Here is a 17,519-nt window from a genome sequence, read left to right on the forward strand (position 1 = left end):
GGCTCAGCCGAGCAGGGTGGGCAGCCGGCGCTCGACCACCGGGAGGACGTCGGCGACGGTGACCGGTCGGCCCAGCTCGGCGGTGAGCGAGGTGACCCCGGCGTCGGAGATGCCGCAGGGCACGATCCGGTCGAAGTACGTCAGGTCGCAGTCGCAGTTGATCGAGAAGCCGTGCAGGGTCACCCCACGCGCCACCCGGATGCCGATGGCGGCCACCTTGCGGGCCGGGCCCCGGTCGTCCTCGGGCACCCAGACGCCGCTGCGCCCCTCGACCCGGCCGGCGGCCAGCCCGAACTCGGCGCAGACGTCGATCAGCAGCTGCTCGGTGCGGCGCACGTAGGCGACCACGTCCACCGGGTCGGGCAGGCGCAGGATCGGGTAGCCGACCAGCTGCCCCGGCCCGTGCCAGGTGATCTTGCCGCCCCGGTCCACGTCGACGACCGGGGTGCCGTCCATCGGCCGGTCCCACGGCTCGGTGCGCTTGCCGGCGGTGTAGACGCTCGGGTGCTCCAGCAGCAGCACGGTGTCGCCGCGCTCGCCGGCCACCACCGACTCGTGCAGCCGGCGCTGCTCGTCCCAGGCGGCCTGGTAGTCCAGCAGGCCGGCGCGAACGGCCGTCAGGCCGGAAGTCGTCGCGGTCACCTTCTCAGCCTAGACCCGTCGCAGGCGCTCACCGAGGGTGAGCCTCGTCGCGTCGGGCGGCGGGAACCTCCCAGAGCCACACGTCGTCGACCCGGCGCGGGGGACCGAGCAGGGCCGTCGCGGTGCGCCGCAGGGCGTCCTCGTCGAGGTCGTACTTCGCCCCGTGCACCTCGTCCGGCAGCACCACCGCCTCCACGCCCCAGTGGCGCAGGTCGGCCAGGCAGAGCTGGATGCTGCCCTCGGTGATGATCGGCACCAGCCCGGTCTGGCCGGCCTGGTCCATCAGCGTGTCGAAGGTGCGCGGCGGCGGGCCGATCCGGCCCCGCCCGTCCGGGCCGCCGGGGCCGAGGAAGAAGCCGGCCGGGATGCGGAACTCGCCCTGCCGGTGCGCCAGCGCGTACGCCTGCCAGCGCTGCCCGTCCGGGGTCACGTCCAGGGTGAGCGGCAGCGGGGTGAGCACCCCGCCGGGCGAGACGTGCTGCCGCCACGTCCCGGCGGTGATGAACTCCGGCACGGGCGGCCGGACGCTGGTCGCCAGCGGCGTGGGCAGCAGCGGCAGCAGCGCCGCCGCGAAGCCGAGGCCCCAGGCCGCCGCCACGCCCCGGCGCGGCGGCGGGTCGGCCCGGAGCTGGTCGACCGCGTACGCCAGCAGCAGGCCGATCACCGGTGCGACCACCAGCGCCAGCCGGGACGGCAGCGCGGCGTTGACCACCGGCAGGTCGTCCAGCACGCCGAACGGCAGCAGCTGCCCGGTGCGCCGCCCGCCCCACTTCGCCAGCGAGCCCCAGGAGAGCACCGTGAACAGCCCGCCGGTGACGCTCAGCGCGGCGAGGGTGGCCCGGCGGCCCGGATCGGCCCGCCGCCACAGCGCCACGAAGCAGGCCACCGCGAGCAGCAGCAGCGGCAGCCCGAAGAAGGAGTTCTCCTCGGTCGGGTTGGGGGCCAGCGTGGTGCCCAACCCCACCGCGCCGGCCAGCGACCGCTGCGGGTACGCCCCGAACGCGGCGATGTCCTCGGAGTGGATCACCGCGTCGAAACCGGTGCCGTGGAAGCGCTGCGGGCCGGCGAAGTGCAGCCAGAGCGGGTACGCCAGCAGCGCCCCCGCCACCAGCGCGGTCACGCCCAGCCCGCGCAGGAAGGTGGGCAGGGCCGCCCGCGCCTGCGCCCGGCGGGCCGGGTGCAGCGCCCAGGCGGCGAGGAAGACCCCGAGCGCCAGCGCGGTGAAGAAGAGCCCCTCGGCGGCGATCGAGAAGGCGACCGCGACCAGCACGCCGAGCGTGATCCCGCCGCGCAGCCAGCGCCCGGGCCGGCGCAGCGCGAACACCGCCCAGGTCAGCAGCGGCACCAGCCAGCCGGCGGTCCAGTTCAGGTGGGCGTTGGCGTGCGCGACCATGCCGGGGGAGTAGGCGATGAACAGCGCCCCGACGCCGGCGGCCAGGCGGCTGCGGACCAGGTGCCGGGAGAGCAGCCAGTACCAGGCCAGCGCGGTGGCGACCAGGTTGAGGGTGAGGATCACCAGGAACGTCGCCGGCGGCCCGATCAGGTACGTCAGCGGGGCGAAGACCGCCGCGTACACGGTGATCGAGGTGTTGACCGCGAGGTTCACCCCGTCCGGGACGTTGACCAGGTCGGTGAAGAGCGGGTTCTCCCCGTGGGTCAGCGCGTGCCCGCCGAAGGCGAGCAGCCACTCGAAGAGCGCCTGGTCGCTGGAGTTGACCGTGATGGCCCGGCTGTTCGGGTCGCGCCACAGGCCGCTGGTCACCCAGAGGGCCAGCGCCACGGCGAACAGCACCACGATCAGGTCGGCCCGGCGACTGCGGCCGGTGGCGGGTGCGGCGGCGGGCGGCTGGTCGGCGGCCAGGGTCGGGGAGGTCGGCACGGAGCGGACGTTACCAACCGGATCTGGACACGCCGGTCGGACACGGAACGTTGATTCCTTGTTGGAAATGACTTCCAATTGCAGAAGCCGCGCCATCGCGTAGATCGCGGGTCAGTGCGCAGATCGGAGGAGCACCCATGTCTCTCGACGTACCCACCGCCCTGCTGGAGCGGGCCGAAGCCGGCCGGGTGGACGACGACGAGTTCGTCGACTGTGTCCGGCGGTCCCTGCCGTACGCCTGGTCCGTGGTCGCCGACGTCGCCGCGCGCGCGGCCGACGGCGGCCGGATGGCCGAGCACGCCGTGCCGCCGCCGTCGGAGGCCGAGCGCGGGCAGCTGCTGCGCGCGCTGGCCAGCGACGCCATCCGGGGCGGGCTGGAGCGGCACTTCGGCGTGACGCTGGCGTTCCAGAACTGCCACCGGGTCGCCGCCTTCCCGCCGGCGCTGGTCGGCGGCGACGCCCACCGGCAGTTCGTCTCGCCGCTGGCGCAGATCCGCAACCAGACGCCGGAGCTGCGCAACTGCTGACCGCGGGATCGGGGGCCCGCCGGTGCGGGCCCCCGACCGCCACATCGGTGACGACGAATGTGTGAGCGGCGGCCATGTCGCTGGTCTGAAACACGGACGTAACGTCTCGGCAACTCGGGAGTGACCCAGTTCACACACCGCACCAGGAGGTCGCCGTGCACCGTTCCCCATCCGTCCTCGCCCGGCTGGCCGGAGCGCTGGCCGGAGCCGTCGTCGCCGCGGCCGCCCTGGTCGCGGTCGCCGTGCCCGCCCAGGCAGCCACGCTGACCCAGGTCACCGGCTTCGGCTCGAACCCGGGCAACCTCACCATGTACGCCTACCGCCCGGACGGGCTGCCGGCCGGCGCGCCGGCCGTGGTGCTGCTGCACGGCTGCACCCAGAACGCCTCCGGCTACTTCGCCAACTCCGGCTGGCAGAAGTACGCCGACCAGTGGAAGTTCGCCCTGATCGTGCCCCAGCAGTCCAGCGCCAACCAGTCGCTGAGCTGCTTCAACTGGTACACCGAGGGGGACATCTCCCGGGGTCAGGGCGAGGCGCTGTCGATCCGGCAGATGGTCGAGCACGCCAGGAGCAGCTACGGCCTCGACGGCAACCGGATCTTCGTCAGCGGGCTCTCGGCCGGCGGGGCGATGACCTCGGTCATGCTCGCCACCTACCCGGACGTCTTCGCCGCCGGCTCGGTCATCGCCGGGCTGCCGTACCGCTGCTCGCCGCCGGCGTCGACCAGCACCTGCCAGTACAGCGGGGTGGACAAGACCCCGGCGGCCTGGGGCGACGCGGTCCGCAACGCCCACCCCGGCTACACCGGCCGCCGCCCCCGGGTCGCCATCTGGCACGGCACCTCCGACACCACCGTGGTGCCGCTGAACGCCACCGAGTCCCGCGACCAGTGGACCAACGTGCTCGGCGTGTCGCAGACCCCGACCAGCACCGCGTCGCTGCCCGGCGGCACCAGCCTGGAGAAGTACGGCAACGACGCGGTCCGGCTCTACCGGGTCTCCGGCATGGGCCACGGCACGCCCGTCGACCCCGGCTCGGCCACCGACCAGTGCGGCACGGCGACGTCGTACTTCCTGGACACCATCTGCTCGGCGTACCGGGACGCGCTCTTCTTCGGCCTGGGCGGCGGCACGCCCGACCCCACCCCCACGGCCTCGCCGACCCCCACGCCGACCACCGCCCCGACCTGCGTCACCGCCAGCAACTACGCCCACGTGACGGCCGGCCGCGCCTACCAGTCCGGCGGGTACGCCTACGCGCTCGGCAGCAACCAGCGCATGGGCCTGTACAACACCTACAACACCAGCACCCTCAAGCAGACCGGGCCGTCCTACTGGGTCATCGGCTGCTGAACCTGGCGCCGGGGCCCCTCGGACGGGAGGGGCCCCTCGGCGGTCACTCCGTCAGCGCCGCGTGCAGCGCACCGGCCAGATCGGGGTGGGTGTAGCGGAAGTGGGCCTTGGTCAGCACTCCCGGCAGGACGCGGGTGCTGGTCAGGGCCTCCTGGGCGAAGCCGCCCAGGGCGACCTTGAGGGCCACCGCGGGGATCGGCATGATCGCCGGGCGGTGCAGCTGGCGGGCCAGCTCCCTGGTGAACTCGGCGTTGGTGACCGGGGCCGGGCCGACCACGTTGACCGGTCCGCCCACGTCGCCGCGGTCGAGCAGGAACACCACCGCGTCCAGCCAGTCCCGCATCGAGATCCACGGCAGCCACTGCCGGCCGCTGCCCAGCTTCCCGGCGATGCCCAGCTTGAACGGCAGCAGCTGCGGCTTGAGCAGCCCGCCGTCGCGGTGCAGCGGCAGCCCGGTGCGCAGCCGCACCACCCGCACCCCGGCGTCCTCCGCCGGCCGGGTCGCCGCCTCCCAGACCCGGCAGACGTCGGCCAGGAAGCCCTCGCCGGCCGGGGAGTCCTCCTCCACCGCCCGGTCGCCGGTGTTGCCGTACCAGCCGACGGCGGAGGAGTTGAGCAGCGCCGTCGGCCGGTCGGCGGCCGGCAGCCCGGCGATGGCGATGGCCAGCGTGGTGGTGGTGTCCACCCGGCTCGACCGGATCAGCCGCCGGTACTCGTCGTTCCAGCGCTTGTCGCCGACGCCCGCGCCGGCCAGGTTGACCACCGCGTCCGCCCCGGCCACCACGGCCGGGTCGAGCTGCGCGGCGGACGGGTCCCACTGTCGCTCGTCGTCGGTACGCGGCGGCCGTCGCACCAGCCGGGTGACCTGGTGCCCGTCGGCGGTGAGGCGGTCGACCAGCCGGGTGCCGAGGAAGCCGGACGCGCCGGCCATGAGGATCCGCATGCTCATATCTTCGGGTACGGGGACGGATCCGGATGCGTTCAGCCCGTTTGCGGATCGGCTCGTCGGGACCGGCCCGCGACCCGGCCACCCGCCGGGTCGCGGGCCGCCCTGAGGATCAGGCGACCGGCGCCGCGCGGAGGTCGGCGAGCAGGCGTTCCACCTCGGCGAACGCCTCGGCCGGCAGCGGTCCGCGGGCGAGGGTGCCGAAGTTCTCCTCGGCCTGGGCGACGGTGCGGCAGCCGGGGATGGGCACCGTCCGGGGGCTGCGCGCGAGCAGCCAGCCCAGCGCGCCCTGGGTGAGGGTACGACCGTCGGCGGTGAGGGCCTCCCGGATCTCGGCGAGCCGGGCCGACCACTGCGGTGCCGGGCGGCCGTCGGTGAACCAGACCAGCCACTCCGGTGCCCTGCCGCGCACGTCGTCCGCCCCCACCGCCCGCGTCGAGCCGGTGAGCAGGCCCATGGCGAGCGGACCCCGGTTGAGGCTGGCCAGGTCGAGCGCGTCGCAGACGGCGATCAGCTCGGCGTTGTCCTTGAACACCGACTCGTCGTGCTGGATCGCGGTGCAGTGCGGACCGGCCTCGGCGAACGCGCGCGCCGACGCGGGGTTGTCGGTGCTCCAGCCGTACGCGCGGATCTTGCCCTGGGTGACCAGGCCCTCCAGGGTGTCGACCAGGTCGAGGGCGGCGGACGCCGGCAGGGCGTTGATGTGCAGTTGGTAGAGGTCGACATGGTCGGTGCCGAGCCGGCGCAGCGACTCCTCCAGGCTGGCCACCGCGTAGGCCGGGCTGCCGTCCTCGCCGATCCACCGGCGGGTCCGCTCGTCCGAGCGGTTGCCGAACTTGGTGGCGATCACCACCCGGTCGCGGCGACCGGCGAGGGCGCGGCCGAGGACCCGCTCGCTGTGCCCGGCGCCGTAGTTGCTGGCCGTGTCGAAGAGCGTGACGCCGAGGTCGAGGGCGCGGTGGATGGTGCGCACCGACTCGTCGTCGTCCACCTCGCCCCAGCCGAACGGCTCTCCGCCCGCGCCCCAGAGCGGTCCACCGATCGCCCAGCACCCCATGCCGAGGGCGCTGACGTCCATCCCGCTGCGGCCCAGTGTCCGTGTCATCGTCATGCGGCCAGCTTTCAACCTGGAGCGCGCTCCAGGTCAAGCCCTAGCATCGGACGGCATGCGCGGCTATTCCCCCTCGGAGGCGGCGACCCGCAGCGGGTTCAGCCTCGACACCCTCCGCTACTACGAGAAGATCGGCCTGCTCAGCGACATCGGTCGCACCTCGGGCGGCCGTCGGGTCTTCACCGACGACGACCTGAGCTGGCTGCTGCTGTTCCGCTGCCTGCGCGACACCGGCATGCCGATCGCCGAGATGTGCCGCTACGCCGAGCTGGCCCGCGACGGTGAGCACACCGCCGGCCAACGGCAGGCCCTGCTGGAACGGCACGCCGAACGGGTCGAGGAGCAGATGCGCCTGCTGGAACGCCAGTACGCCCATCTCCGCGAGAAGATCCGGTTCTACGAGCGGCTCCCGGTCGGTCCGTCGCCGGCGTCGGAGTCGGCCGATCGTGAGTCGTCCACGTCATCAGCTCCGTAGCGTCTCGACTCCCGGTCGCTCCTGCCGCAGGTCAGGACAGTCGGGCGAGCACCGGGGCGAGCGGTTCGAGGGCGTCCCGGCGTACCACGAAGCGGGTGACGCCCCAGCGGCGCTCGTGCTCGGCGACCGCCGCGACGATCTCGTCGAGGGTCCCGATCAGCACGAACGGCGTGGCCAGCAGTTCGGCGACGGTCAGGCCGACGTCGCGCGCGGTCTCCGCCGCGGCGGCCTCCGCGTCGTCGGTGACCACCACCTTCTGCACCAGCGCCTCCAGCGCGGGCGGGTCGTCCCGCCCCGACGCGCCGGCGGCGACGTTGGCGAGCTGCGCCTCGATCTGGTCGGTCCGCCAGCGCACGTCGTGGGCGTGGCCGTCGGCGAGGGTACGCCCGAAGCCGGTCAGCCCGACCACGTCGGCGTGCGCGCCGGCCCAGTGCAGCAGCGTCGAGTTGGCGGTGCCCATGGTCAGTGGGATGCGCTCCTGCACCGGGCGCGGCGCGGTCAACCGCGCGCCCCGGACGGCCAGTTCGGGGGAGTCCACGGTGACCTCCTCCCCGTCGAGCAGGGCGCGGACGGCCTCGGCCACGGCCACGCAGCGGCGTACCCGACCCGCCACGTCCGGGCGTTCCCGGCCGACGGCGCGCCACTCGGCCGGGGTGTGGCCGGCGCCGACGCCGAGCCGGGCCCGCCCGCCGGAGATCAGGTCGAGGGTCGCCACGTCGGCGGCGAGCAGCACGGGCTCGCGGACGCCGAGGTTCGACACGTACGAGCCGAGGCCGATCGTCGAGGTCACCGACGCGGCGGCGGCCAGCGCCACGAACGGGGAGGTCACGTCGCCGGGATGGTCGGCGGCGAGCAGCGCGTCGAAGCCGGCGGCCTCGGCCCGCCGGGCCAGGTCGAGCCAGCTCGCCGCGTCGGTGGGGGTGGCCTGGAGGCAGAAGACGGTCACCGGGCCAGCCTGCGCCGCCGGGGGCCTGCCGGCCAGCCCGGACGGGCCGATTCTGCTGACCGGCGAATCCGCCCCCACCGTGCCGGCCGGCCGGCTGCCGGCGCGCTACGTGGAGGTGCCCATATCGTCGGTCCCGGTCTCCTTCCACCGGGCCCGGAAGGCCACTTCGTGCGCCTCGTGGGTGGTCTTCTCGTGGAAGACCACCTCGTGCAGCGCGCGCCGGCCTTCCTCCATGGTCGTCATCTCGACCACCACCAGCCCGACGCAGATCGCGGTGAGCAGGGTGAGCGTGGCCAGCCCGGGCAGGTGGGAACCGACCGGGATGCCGAGGGCGAGCAGGAGCACCGCGGCGACCCGGGTCCAGGACAGCGTGCCCAGCGTCCGCAACTGGAACAGCATGTTCCCGCACAGGTAGCAGATCACCCCGCCGAAGAGCAGGGGCACGCTCGGGCCGTGCGCCGGCTCCTTGAGCGGCACGGCCGGATCGGCGATCTCGTGGACGATCTCCTCGGCCCCCAGAGCGAACAGGATGATCCCGGCGATCATCGGCAGGTAGAGGTAGGCGTACGCGTCCCGGGCCATCGCCACCCGTTTGCGGCCCTCGGCGACGTGCAGGGCGATCCGGGCGGCGGGCCCGATGACGTCGTAGTGGGCCCACCAGAGCGCGGCGGTGAAAAAGATGCCCAGCGTCGCTGCCGCGACCGCCGGCCAGGTCGGCGGCTGGCCGAGCAGGTTGCTGCCGACGCCGACCGAGATGACCGATTCGCCGAGCGCGATTATCAGGATGAGGTCGTAGCGTTCCGTCCAGTGCTCGGCCGACGCCACCCCCCAGCCCCCGGTGCCGCCCAGGATCCCGGACCCGTACTGGAGCAGCACCACGGCCACCCAGAGGCCGTCCCGGACCATCGAGGCCGTCCCGAGGTCCTCGATCAGGGTCGGGATCAGCGCCGCGCCGAGCAGCAGACCGGTGCTGAACACCAGCTCCGGCGCGAACCGGATCAGCTGCTTGCGTTCCCGTGGGCTGTCCCGCACGACGTGCAGGTAGAGGATGAAGTGCACCGCGCGGATCACCACGTAGGTGACCGCCACGACCACCGGCGCGGCCGCGCCCGCGCGGGGGTCGCCGAACGCCTGCGGCAGGGCCAGCGCGAAGCAGAACAGCGCCGCCATCCCGACGACCATCAGCACCGGCACGAAACCCTCGCCGAGCCGCACCCGGGTGGCCACCACGCTGTGCACCACCCAGGCCCACCAGAGCACCGCCAGCACCAGCATGCCGTGCAGCAACGCATGACCCGTGATCTGGACGGCGGTGGCCCGGGTGATGATGAAGAACGAGAAGACGAAGACCAGGTCGAAGAAGACCTCGAAGCGGTCCACCCGGGCCCCGGGGGCGACGGCAATGGCGGGCCCCAGCCGTCCGCGCCGCCTCCACCGCCCGCTGCCCACCCGTCCACTCTCGCAGCGTGCGGTCGGCCCGGAGGCGATTCCCCTCAGCCTGCGGCGCGGTGCCGCAGACCGTCCATCAGCAGGTCCAGCAGGCGGCCGGCGAGGTCGTGCTGGGCCGGGTCGGCGGCGGCCAGGGACACCCCGCTCAGTCCGGCGAGCACGTCGCCCGGGTAGACGTCGGACCGGATCGTGCGTCCCGGGCGATCGCCTCCAGGGTTACCTCCGCACCCTGGCGGGAAGACGCCCGTACCGCGGAGCCCGCGCCCGGCCTCGGACAAGGACGGATCATGACCGCCAGTACCCCTGTCAGCACGCCCTTCAGCGCCGAATCCACCGCCCTGGAGGTGGTGCACGGCATCGACCTCACCGGCCGCCGGGCCGTCGTCACCGGTGCCGCGTCCGGCATCGGCGTGGAGACCGCCCGCGCGCTCGCCGCCGCCGGTGCCGACGTGACGCTCGCCGTCCGCAACGTCGACGCCGGTCAGCGGGCCGCCACCGACCTCACCGGCAGCACCGGCAACGACCGGATCCTGGTCGCCCCGCTGGATCTCGCCGACCCGGCCTCGGTCGCGGCCTTCGTCCGGAGCTGGGACGGACCGCTGCACATCCTGGTCGACAACGCCGGCATCATGGCCTCGCCCGAGATGCGCACCCCGCAGGGCTGGGAGATGCAGTTCGCCACCAACCACCTGGGCCACTTCGCGCTCGCCACCGGGCTGCACCGGGCCCTCGCCGCGGCCGGCGGCGCCCGGATCGTCTCGGTCAGTTCCTCGGCCCATCTGCGCTCGCCGGTGGTCTTCGAGGACATCCACTTCGAGCGGCGCCCGTACGAGCCGTGGGCCGCCTACGGGCAGTCCAAGACCGCGAACGTGCTCTTCGCCGTCGAGGCGACGAAGCGGTGGGCGGACGACGGCATCCTCGCCAACGCGCTGATGCCGGGCGCCATCCGGACCAACCTGCAGCGCTACGTCAGCGACGAGGAGCTCGCCCGGCTGCGCGCCGAGAGCGGCGGCGCGGCCGCCCCGACCTGGAAGAACACCGAGCAGGGCGCGGCCACCTCGGTGCTGGTCGCCACCTCGCCGCTGCTCAACGGCGTCGGTGGCCGGTACTTCGAGGACTGCCAGCAGGCCGGGTTGAATCAGCCGGGCACCCGGACGGGCGTCGCCGCGTACGCCCTCGACCCGGAGGCCGCCGAGCGGCTCTGGACGGTCTCCGAGGAGACCCTCCGGGCGGCCTGAGCGGCGCAGACGACGAGGGGCGCCCCGGTCGGTGTGACCGGGGCGCCCCTCGCGCGTGGCAGCGGGAGTTACAGGCCGAGGTCTGCCTCGAAGTTGCCGCCCTCCAGCCGCTCCTTGACCGCGACCAGGAAACGGGCCGCGTCGGCGCCGTCGATGATCCGGTGGTCGTAGGAGAGGGCCAAATAGACCATCGAACGGACCGCGACGACCTCGCCCAGCTCCGGGTCGTTGACCACGACCGGGCGCTTCACCACGGCACCCGTGCCGAGCATCGCCGACTGCGGCGACGGCACGATCGGGGTGTCGAAGAGCGCGCCCCGGCTGCCGGTGTTGGTCAGCGTGAAGGTCGCGCCGGCGATCTCGTCCGGGCTGATCTTGTTGGTCCGGGTGCGCTCGGCCAGGTCGGCGACCCGCTTGGCGATGCCGCCGAGGTTGAGGTCACCGGCGTTGTGGATGACCGGGACCAGGAGGCCCCGCTCGGTGTCCACGGCGATGCCCAGGTGCTCGGCGTCCGGGTAGGTGATCGTCCCACCCTCGAGGTCCATGCTGGCGTTGACGATCGGGTGCGTCTGCAGCGCCTCGACGGCGGCCAGGGCGAAGAACGGCAGGAAGGACAGCTTCACGCCGTGCCGCTGCAGGAAGGAGTCCTTCGCCTGCGCCCGCAGCTTGGCGATCCTGGTGACGTCCACCTCGATCACCGTGGTGAGCTGCGCCATCTCGTGCAGCGACTCGTGCATCCGCTTGGCGATGGCCTTGCGGATCCGGGGCAGCTTCTCCGTGGTGCCCCGCTTGCCGCTCGGCTGCGGCTTCTCGGCCGGCTTGGCCGGGGCCGCGGCGGCGGGCTGCGGCGCCGGGGCCGGCGCGGCCTTAGCCGCCTTCGCCTTCTCCGCCGCCTCCAGCACGTCCTGCTTGCGGATCCGGCCACCGACCCCGGTGCCGTTGACCGACGAGAGGTCGACGCCGTGCTCGGCGGCCAGCTTGCGGACCAGCGGGGTCACGTAGCCGGCCGCCTCCTCGCCGCCCTGAGCTCCAGCGGTGGGGCGCTGCGGGGTCGGGGTCGGGGCGGACGGCTGCGCCTCCCGCTCGGCCTTCACCGGCTCCGCCGCGACCTCGGCCTCCGCGGCCGGCTCGTTGTACGACATGCCCGGGGTCGGCTCCTCGACCTTGGGCTCCGGCTTCGCCTCGGCCTTCGGCTCCGGCTTCGGCTCCGGCTTGGGTTCCGGCTTCGGCTCGGCCTTGGGCTCCGGCTTCGGCTCGGGCTTCGCCTCGGCCGGGGCCGCCCCGGCCGCGCCGATGATCGCCAGGTCGGCGCCGACCTCGGCGGTCTCGTCCTCGGCGACCTTGATCTCCAGGACGGTGCCGGCGACCGGGGACGGGATCTCCGTGTCGACCTTGTCGGTGGAGACCTCCAGCAGCGGCTCGTCCACCTCGACGGTCTCGCCGACCTGCTTGAGCCAGCGGGTGACCGTACCCTCGGTGACGCTCTCGCCCAGGGCCGGCATCTTCACCGGGGTGCCCTCGCCCGACGGCGCCGGGGCGGCCGCGGCCTGCGGCTGCTGCCCAGCGGGCTTCTCCTGCTCGGGCTCCGGGCCCGTGCCCTCCGCGGCGGCGGTCGGCTCGGCGGCCGGCTCGGCTGCCTGCTGCGGGGCGGCCTCGCCGCCACCGGCCTCCTCGCCCTCACCGGCGATGACGGCCAGCTCGCTGCCCACCTCGGCGGTCTCGTCCTCGCCGACCACGATCCGGCTCAGCACGCCCGCCGCGGGGGACGGGATCTCGGTGTCGACCTTGTCGGTCGACACCTCGAGCAGCGGCTCGTCGACCTCGACGGTGTCGCCCTCCTGCTTGAGCCAGCGGGTGACGGTGCCCTCGGTGACGCTCTCTCCGAGCCGAGGCATGGTGACCGATACCGGCATCTCTTATGACTCCTTCATTCCCCTGGTGCGATCTCGCCCGTCTGCCGCCGGACGCCGCGGAATCAGTTCTCGATCAGGCGTGCGCGTGCAGCGGCTTGCCGGCGAGGGCCAGGTGCGCCTCGCCCAGGGCCTCGTTCTGCGTCGGGTGGGCGTGCACGAGCTGCGCCACCTCGGCCGGGTACGCCTCCCAGTTGTAGATGAGCTGCGCCTCGCCGATCAGCTCACCGACCCGGGCGCCGACCATGTGGACGCCGACCACCGGCCCGTCCTCGACCCGGACCAGCTTCACGAAGCCGGCCGTCTTGAGGATCTGGCTCTTGCCGTTGCCACCCAGGTTGTAGTTGTAGGACTTGACCTTGTCCGCGCCGTACTGCTCCTTGGCCTTCGCCTCGGTCAGACCGACCGACGCCAGCTCCGGGTCGGAGTAGGTGACCCGCGGGATGCCGGCCTCGTCGATCACGGCCGGGTTCTGGCCGGCGATCTCCTCGGCGACGAAGATGCCCTGCTGGAAGCCGCGGTGCGCGAGCTGCAGGCCGGGCACGATGTCGCCGACCGCGTAGACGTTCGGCACGCTGGTACGCAGCCGCTCGTCGGTCAGCACGTAGCCGCGGTCCATCTTCACGCCCTGCTCCTCGTACCCGAGGTTGGCGGTGTTCGGGCCGCGCCCGACGGCGACCAGCAGCAGCTCGGCCTCGACGGTCTCGCCGCCGGCGATGGTCAGCTTCACGCCGTTCTCGGTCTTCTCGACCTTCTCGAACGGCTTGCCGACCTTGAAGTTGATCTTCCGCTTGCGGAAGGCCCGCTCCAGCGCCTTGGACGACTCCTCGTCCTCGGCCGCGACCAGGCGGGGCAGCGCCTCGACGATGGTGACGTCCACGCCGAAGGACTTCCACACGCTGGCGAACTCGACGCCGATCACGCCGCCGCCCAGCACGATCACCGACGCCGGGACCCGGTCCAGGGTCAGCGCGTGGTCGCTGGTGATGATCCGCTCGCCGTCGATCTCCAGGCCGGGCAGGCTCTTGGCGTACGAGCCGGAGGCCAGGACGACGTTGCGGCCGGTGTAGCGCTTGCCGTCGACCTCGACGACGTTCTTGCCGACCAGCTTGCCGGCGCCGGCCACGAAGGTGATGTTCTTGGCGCTGCCCACCAGGCCCTGCAGGCCCTTGTAGAGGCGGGAGACCACGCCGTCCTTGTACGAGTTGACCCCCGCCATGTCGATGCCGACCAGCTCGGCCTTGACGCCGAACTGCTCCGACTCGCGGGTCTGGTCGGCGATCTCCGCCGCGTGCAGCAGCGCCTTGGTGGGGATGCAGCCGTTGTGCAGGCAGGTGCCGCCGAGCTTCCCCTTCTCGATCAGTGCGACCGAGAGATCCAACTGGGCGGCACGCAGCGCCGCCGCGTAGCCGCCGCTGCCACCTCCGAGAATGACGATGTCGAAGGTCGCTTCGTTCGGCTCGCTCACGTCCAACTCCCAGGTCGCGTCGCTGCATCGGGGGGTCACGGCGGGGTCACAGGGACACACCCCACCTCGGTCATCTTGTCACTAGGGGATGCGGAGCGCGTACCGAGGTGCCCAACGACACGTCGTCTGCACGTACTCTTGGCACCGTCTTCGATGACGGACGGGGGAGGAGTGAGTCGGTGGGACTGTTCCGGCGACGCAAGCAGACGGGCGCGGTCAGCCGCGACCGCCCCGCCGAGCGGGCCGATCTGGACCATCTTGAGAACTTCGTCCGGACCCGGCGTGGCGTCGAGGCGTACATCGAGCCGCGCACCACGGTCACCGAGACCACCGTCATCCTGATCGCCGACGACGGGGAGTGGACCCGCCGCCGCGTCGAGGGCCCCGAGGGCGCCCGCCGCTTCGCCCACCGGCTGGCGATCCCCATCTACGACGTACGCCTGATGGGCTACCCCCAGCGGATGCGCGACTACAACGAGCGCCGCAAACGCCGCCCCGAACTCTTCTGACCCACCCTGCTTCCCCCGAGTCGCGCGCCCACCGCCGAAGGCCGTCGGCGTGCGTGCGGGAAGACGCCGACGGGGCGTCTCCCGGGTGGGAGGCGCCCCGTCGGGGGTTGCGGGTGGGTGTCAGCCGTTGGCGGCCACGTCCTCGACCAGCTGCACCAGGGTGCGGACCGGGACGCCGGTGCCGCCCTTGGTCCAGTAGCCGGTCGCCTCGCCCGAGTGGTAGCCCGGGCCGGCGATGTCGATGTGCGCCCAGGCCACGTCCTCGGTGACGAACTCGCGCAGGAACACCCCGCCCTGCAGCATGTGCCCGGCGCGGTCCATGCCGGCGTTGACCTGTGAGATGTCCGCGACGTCGGAGTCCATGCCCTTGCGCACGTCGTCCGGCAGCGGCATCGGCCAGGCCGGCTCGCCGACGGACTCGCCGACGACCTTGACCCGCTCGCACAGCTCCGGGGTGCCCATCACGCCGGCGATCTTCTTGCCCAGCGCGATGACCTGCCCACCGGTCAGGGTGGAGGTCTCGAAGAGGTAGTCGGTGCCGTCCGCGCAGGCCCGGGCCATCGCGTCGGCCAGGATCATGCGGCCCTCGGCGTCGGTGTTGAGCACCTCGACCTTCTTGCCGTTGAACATGGTGATCACGTCGCCCGGCCGGTAGCTGGTGCCCGACGGCATGTTCTCCGCCATCGGCAGGTACGCCGTCACGGCCACCGACGGCTTCACCGCGGCGATCGCCAGCATCGCGGCGCCGACGGCGGCCGCGCCGGCCATGTCCGACTTCATCTCCCACATGCCCTGGGCCGGCTTGATCGAGATGCCGCCGGTGTCGAAGGTGATGCCCTTGCCGACCAGCGCCACCCGCTTGCCGCTGCCGCCACCCGCCGGGGTGTACGTGAGCTTGACCAGGCGCGGCGGCGCCTCCGAGCCCTGCCCGACGGCGATGATGCCGCCGTACCCGCCGGCGCGCAGCGCCTCCTCGTCGAGCACCTCGACGTCGAGCCCGGCCGCGCGGGCGGCCTGCGCGACGGAGTCGGCGAAGGCCGGCGGACGCAGCTCGTTGGGGGCGGTGTTCACCCAGTCCCGGCTGGTACGCACCGCGCCGGCCACGGCGGTGGCCCGGTCGATCTCGCCCCGGGCGGTCGTGTCGGCGGCGTCCGGCACGGCGATCAGCACCTCGCCCACCGGCGTGCGCCGGGTCGGCTGCGGCTTGGTCTTGTAGCCGGCGAACCGGTAGCCGCCGAGCAGCGCGCCCTCGGCGACCGCGCGCAGCGCGGCGGGGGCGTCGGCGTCGTCGGGCAGCGGCAGGGTCAGCGCCACCCGGGGCGCGCCGGCCAGCGCCCGGACGACCGCGCCGGCGGCGCGGCGCAGCGTCTCCGGGGCGGGGGCGGCGCCGGTGGGCTCCGGACCGAGCCCGACGGCGGCGACGATCGGCGCGGTGACCGTCCCCAGCGTGGCCAGCTTGGTCACCTCGCCCGGAGCGCCGGTCGCGCCGAGCAGCGCCAGCGTCTCGGTCAGCTTGCCCTCGAAGGCGGCGGCGATGCTCTCCGCGCCGCTGGCGAGCAGCAGGGTGCCGGCGAGGCCGCTCGTGGCGTCCTGCTCTCCGGTCTGGCTGTGCACGCCGATCACGATCGCGTCGACGGCAAGCTCGGCAGGGTCGGTGTCGACCAGGCTCAGGGTGGTGCTGGGCGATGTCACTGAAGCTACTCCGGGCGGGCCGGGCCGGTCGCGTCGTCGCGTACCGGCGATGAAGGTCTCCGGCGGCAACCTACCCGCCGGAAGCTTGGCTGTCCCGCCGACAGCTGTCCCGGCGGGTCCCGCCGATGCTAACCAGCGGCGGGTACCCCGGTAAGTTGCCACCCATGACGGACGTGACCTCCGACGCCGCCGCGACCCGGCTGCGCCGTTCCCCGCTGCACGAGCGGCACACCGCTCTCGGCGCCAAGTTCGCCCCCTTCGGGGGCTGGGAGATGCCGCTGGAGTACGCCGGGGGCGGCGTGCTGAAGGAACACACGGCGGTGCGTACCGCCGTGGGCGTCTTCGACGTCTCCCACCTGGGCAAGGCGCGGGTGACCGGGCCGGGCGCGGCGGAGTTCGTCAACGCCTGCCTCAGCAACGACCTGGGCCGCATCGGCCCGGGCCGGGCGCAGTACACGCTCTGCTGCGACGACGCGACCGGCGGCGTGGTGGACGACATCATCGCCTACCTGCACGCCGACGACCACGTCTTCCTCATCCCGAACGCGGCGAACACCGCCGAGGTGGTACGCCGGCTGCGCGCCGCCGCGCCGGCCGGGATCACCGTCACCGACGAGCACGAGGCGTACGCGGTGCTGGCCGTGCAGGGCCCGCGCTCGGCGGAGCTGCTGGGCGGGCTGGGCCTGCCGGTGGAGCACGGCTACATGAGCTTCTCCGCCGCCGCGCTGGCCGGCGTGGAGCTGACCGTCTGCCGCACCGGCTACACCGGGGAGCTGGGCTACGAGCTGGTGGTGCCGGCCGAGCACGCGGTCGCGGTCTGGGACGCGCTGTTCGCCGCCGGAGAGGCGTACGAGCTGCGGGCCTGCGGGCTGGCCGCCCGGGACACGCTGCGCACCGAGATGGGCTACCCGCTGCACGGGCAGGACCTGTCGCTGGAGATCACCCCGGTGCAGGCCCGCTCCGGCTGGGCGGTGGGCTGGGACAAGCCGGCCTTCTGGGGCCGCGACGCGCTGCTCGCCGAGAAGGCCGCCGGCCCGAGGCGTACGCTGCGCGGCCTGGAGGCCGTGGACCGGGCCATCCCGCGCCCCGGCATGACCGTGTACGCCGGCGACACCGAGCTCGGCACGATCACCAGCGGCACCTTCAGCCCGACGAAGAAGCAGGGCATCGCCCTCGCCCTGCTCGACACGGCCGCCAACCTCACCGACGGCGCCCTGGTCGAGGTCGACATCCGCGGCCGCCGCGCCCAGATGCGCGTCACCCGCCCCCCCTTCGTGACCCCCTCAGTCAAGTAACCCCCCACCCGGTGCCTGCCCCCCGGTGATCATGAAGTTGGCGGCGATGTCGATCTCCTCGACTGCCGTCAACTTCATGA

At 73.3% G+C, this 17,519-nt stretch carries 16 protein-coding genes; 6 read left to right on the forward strand and 10 right to left on the reverse strand.

The window, feature by feature from the left end:
• Nucleotides 1-3 precede the first annotated feature (3 nt).
• Both lipB and V6U88_RS04825 read right to left on the reverse strand, forming a co-directional pair.
• Complete coding sequence (lipB, locus tag V6U88_RS04820; RefSeq protein ID WP_334450142.1) at nucleotides 4-642, reverse strand: lipoyl(octanoyl) transferase LipB; 639 nt, start codon at nucleotides 640-642, stop codon at nucleotides 4-6.
• Between the two features lie 28 nt (nucleotides 643-670).
• Nucleotides 671-2,521, reverse strand: a complete 1,851-nt coding sequence (locus V6U88_RS04825) for a DUF2079 domain-containing protein (protein ID WP_334450144.1) — start codon at nucleotides 2,519-2,521, stop codon at nucleotides 671-673.
• A gap of 137 nt (nucleotides 2,522-2,658) precedes the next feature.
• On the opposite strand from V6U88_RS04825, the gene V6U88_RS04830 reads away from it, so the two are divergent.
• Together V6U88_RS04830 and V6U88_RS04835 are read left to right on the forward strand one after the other, a co-directional pair.
• On the forward strand, nucleotides 2,659-3,048 hold the full coding sequence (locus tag V6U88_RS04830; RefSeq protein ID WP_334450146.1) for an SCO5389 family protein: 390 nt from the start codon (nucleotides 2,659-2,661) through the stop codon (nucleotides 3,046-3,048).
• A gap of 155 nt (nucleotides 3,049-3,203) precedes the next feature.
• A complete protein-coding gene (locus tag V6U88_RS04835) occupies nucleotides 3,204-4,400 on the forward strand; it encodes an extracellular catalytic domain type 1 short-chain-length polyhydroxyalkanoate depolymerase (protein ID WP_334450148.1) in 1,197 nt (398 codons plus the stop codon).
• Between the two features lie 43 nt (nucleotides 4,401-4,443).
• Here V6U88_RS04835 and V6U88_RS04840 read toward each other — a convergent pair whose 3' ends face one another.
• Together V6U88_RS04840 and V6U88_RS04845 are read right to left on the reverse strand one after the other, a co-directional pair.
• The gene (locus V6U88_RS04840; RefSeq protein WP_334450150.1) at nucleotides 4,444-5,343 is read right to left on the reverse strand and encodes a TIGR01777 family oxidoreductase; all 900 of its coding nucleotides are present in this window, start codon (nucleotides 5,341-5,343) and stop codon (nucleotides 4,444-4,446) included.
• A gap of 115 nt (nucleotides 5,344-5,458) precedes the next feature.
• Complete coding sequence (locus tag V6U88_RS04845) at nucleotides 5,459-6,457, reverse strand: aldo/keto reductase (protein ID WP_334450152.1); 999 nt, start codon at nucleotides 6,455-6,457, stop codon at nucleotides 5,459-5,461.
• Nucleotides 6,458-6,512: 55 nt separating this feature from the next.
• Between V6U88_RS04845 and V6U88_RS04850 the strand changes: the two genes are divergently transcribed.
• Nucleotides 6,513-6,932 carry a MerR family transcriptional regulator gene (locus V6U88_RS04850; RefSeq protein ID WP_334450154.1) on the forward strand — a complete coding sequence of 140 codons (420 nt, stop codon included), beginning with the start codon at nucleotides 6,513-6,515 and terminating at the stop codon, nucleotides 6,930-6,932.
• Between the two features lie 31 nt (nucleotides 6,933-6,963).
• Here V6U88_RS04850 and V6U88_RS04855 read toward each other — a convergent pair whose 3' ends face one another.
• From V6U88_RS04855 to V6U88_RS04865, 3 genes are all read right to left on the reverse strand, one after another.
• Nucleotides 6,964-7,878: an LLM class flavin-dependent oxidoreductase gene (locus V6U88_RS04855; protein WP_334450156.1), complete on the reverse strand. Its 915-nt coding sequence runs from the start codon at nucleotides 7,876-7,878 to the stop codon at nucleotides 6,964-6,966.
• Between the two features lie 105 nt (nucleotides 7,879-7,983).
• Nucleotides 7,984-9,327, reverse strand: a complete 1,344-nt coding sequence (locus V6U88_RS04860) for a low temperature requirement protein A (protein WP_334450158.1) — start codon at nucleotides 9,325-9,327, stop codon at nucleotides 7,984-7,986.
• A 44-nt stretch (nucleotides 9,328-9,371) separates the two neighbouring features.
• Complete coding sequence (locus V6U88_RS04865; protein WP_334450160.1) at nucleotides 9,372-9,680, reverse strand: SbtR family transcriptional regulator; 309 nt, start codon at nucleotides 9,678-9,680, stop codon at nucleotides 9,372-9,374.
• On the opposite strand from V6U88_RS04865, the gene V6U88_RS04870 reads away from it, so the two are divergent.
• On the forward strand, nucleotides 9,615-10,565 hold the full coding sequence (locus tag V6U88_RS04870; RefSeq protein WP_334450162.1) for an SDR family NAD(P)-dependent oxidoreductase: 951 nt from the start codon (nucleotides 9,615-9,617) through the stop codon (nucleotides 10,563-10,565). The genes V6U88_RS04865 and V6U88_RS04870 overlap by 66 nt on opposite strands.
• Nucleotides 10,566-10,633: 68 nt before the next feature.
• Here V6U88_RS04870 and sucB read toward each other — a convergent pair whose 3' ends face one another.
• Both sucB and lpdA read right to left on the reverse strand, forming a co-directional pair.
• Nucleotides 10,634-12,478: a 2-oxoglutarate dehydrogenase, E2 component, dihydrolipoamide succinyltransferase gene (sucB, locus tag V6U88_RS04875; RefSeq protein ID WP_334450164.1), complete on the reverse strand. Its 1,845-nt coding sequence runs from the start codon at nucleotides 12,476-12,478 to the stop codon at nucleotides 10,634-10,636.
• Nucleotides 12,479-12,551: 73 nt separating this feature from the next.
• Nucleotides 12,552-13,982 (reverse strand): dihydrolipoyl dehydrogenase, encoded by a 1,431-nt coding sequence (lpdA, locus tag V6U88_RS04880; protein ID WP_334450166.1) that lies wholly within the window; start codon nucleotides 13,980-13,982, stop codon nucleotides 12,552-12,554.
• Nucleotides 13,983-14,122: 140 nt separating this feature from the next.
• Here lpdA and V6U88_RS04885 point away from each other — a divergent pair, with 140 nt between their 5' ends.
• The gene (locus V6U88_RS04885) at nucleotides 14,123-14,452 is read left to right on the forward strand and encodes a hypothetical protein (protein ID WP_334450168.1); all 330 of its coding nucleotides are present in this window, start codon (nucleotides 14,123-14,125) and stop codon (nucleotides 14,450-14,452) included.
• A gap of 120 nt (nucleotides 14,453-14,572) precedes the next feature.
• Here the strand turns inward: V6U88_RS04885 and V6U88_RS04890 are convergent, their stop codons facing one another.
• Nucleotides 14,573-16,144: a leucyl aminopeptidase gene (locus tag V6U88_RS04890; RefSeq protein ID WP_334450170.1), complete on the reverse strand. Its 1,572-nt coding sequence runs from the start codon at nucleotides 16,142-16,144 to the stop codon at nucleotides 14,573-14,575.
• A 164-nt stretch (nucleotides 16,145-16,308) separates the two neighbouring features.
• On the opposite strand from V6U88_RS04890, the gene gcvT reads away from it, so the two are divergent.
• Nucleotides 16,309-17,439, forward strand: a complete 1,131-nt coding sequence (gene gcvT / locus V6U88_RS04895) for a glycine cleavage system aminomethyltransferase GcvT (protein ID WP_334450172.1) — start codon at nucleotides 16,309-16,311, stop codon at nucleotides 17,437-17,439.
• Nucleotides 17,440-17,519: the final 80 nt, after the last annotated feature.

Origin of the sequence: Micromonospora sp. CPCC 205739 (assembly GCF_036906795.1) — a bacterium.
In the GTDB taxonomy this organism is placed as follows: domain Bacteria; phylum Actinomycetota; class Actinomycetes; order Mycobacteriales; family Micromonosporaceae; genus Micromonospora.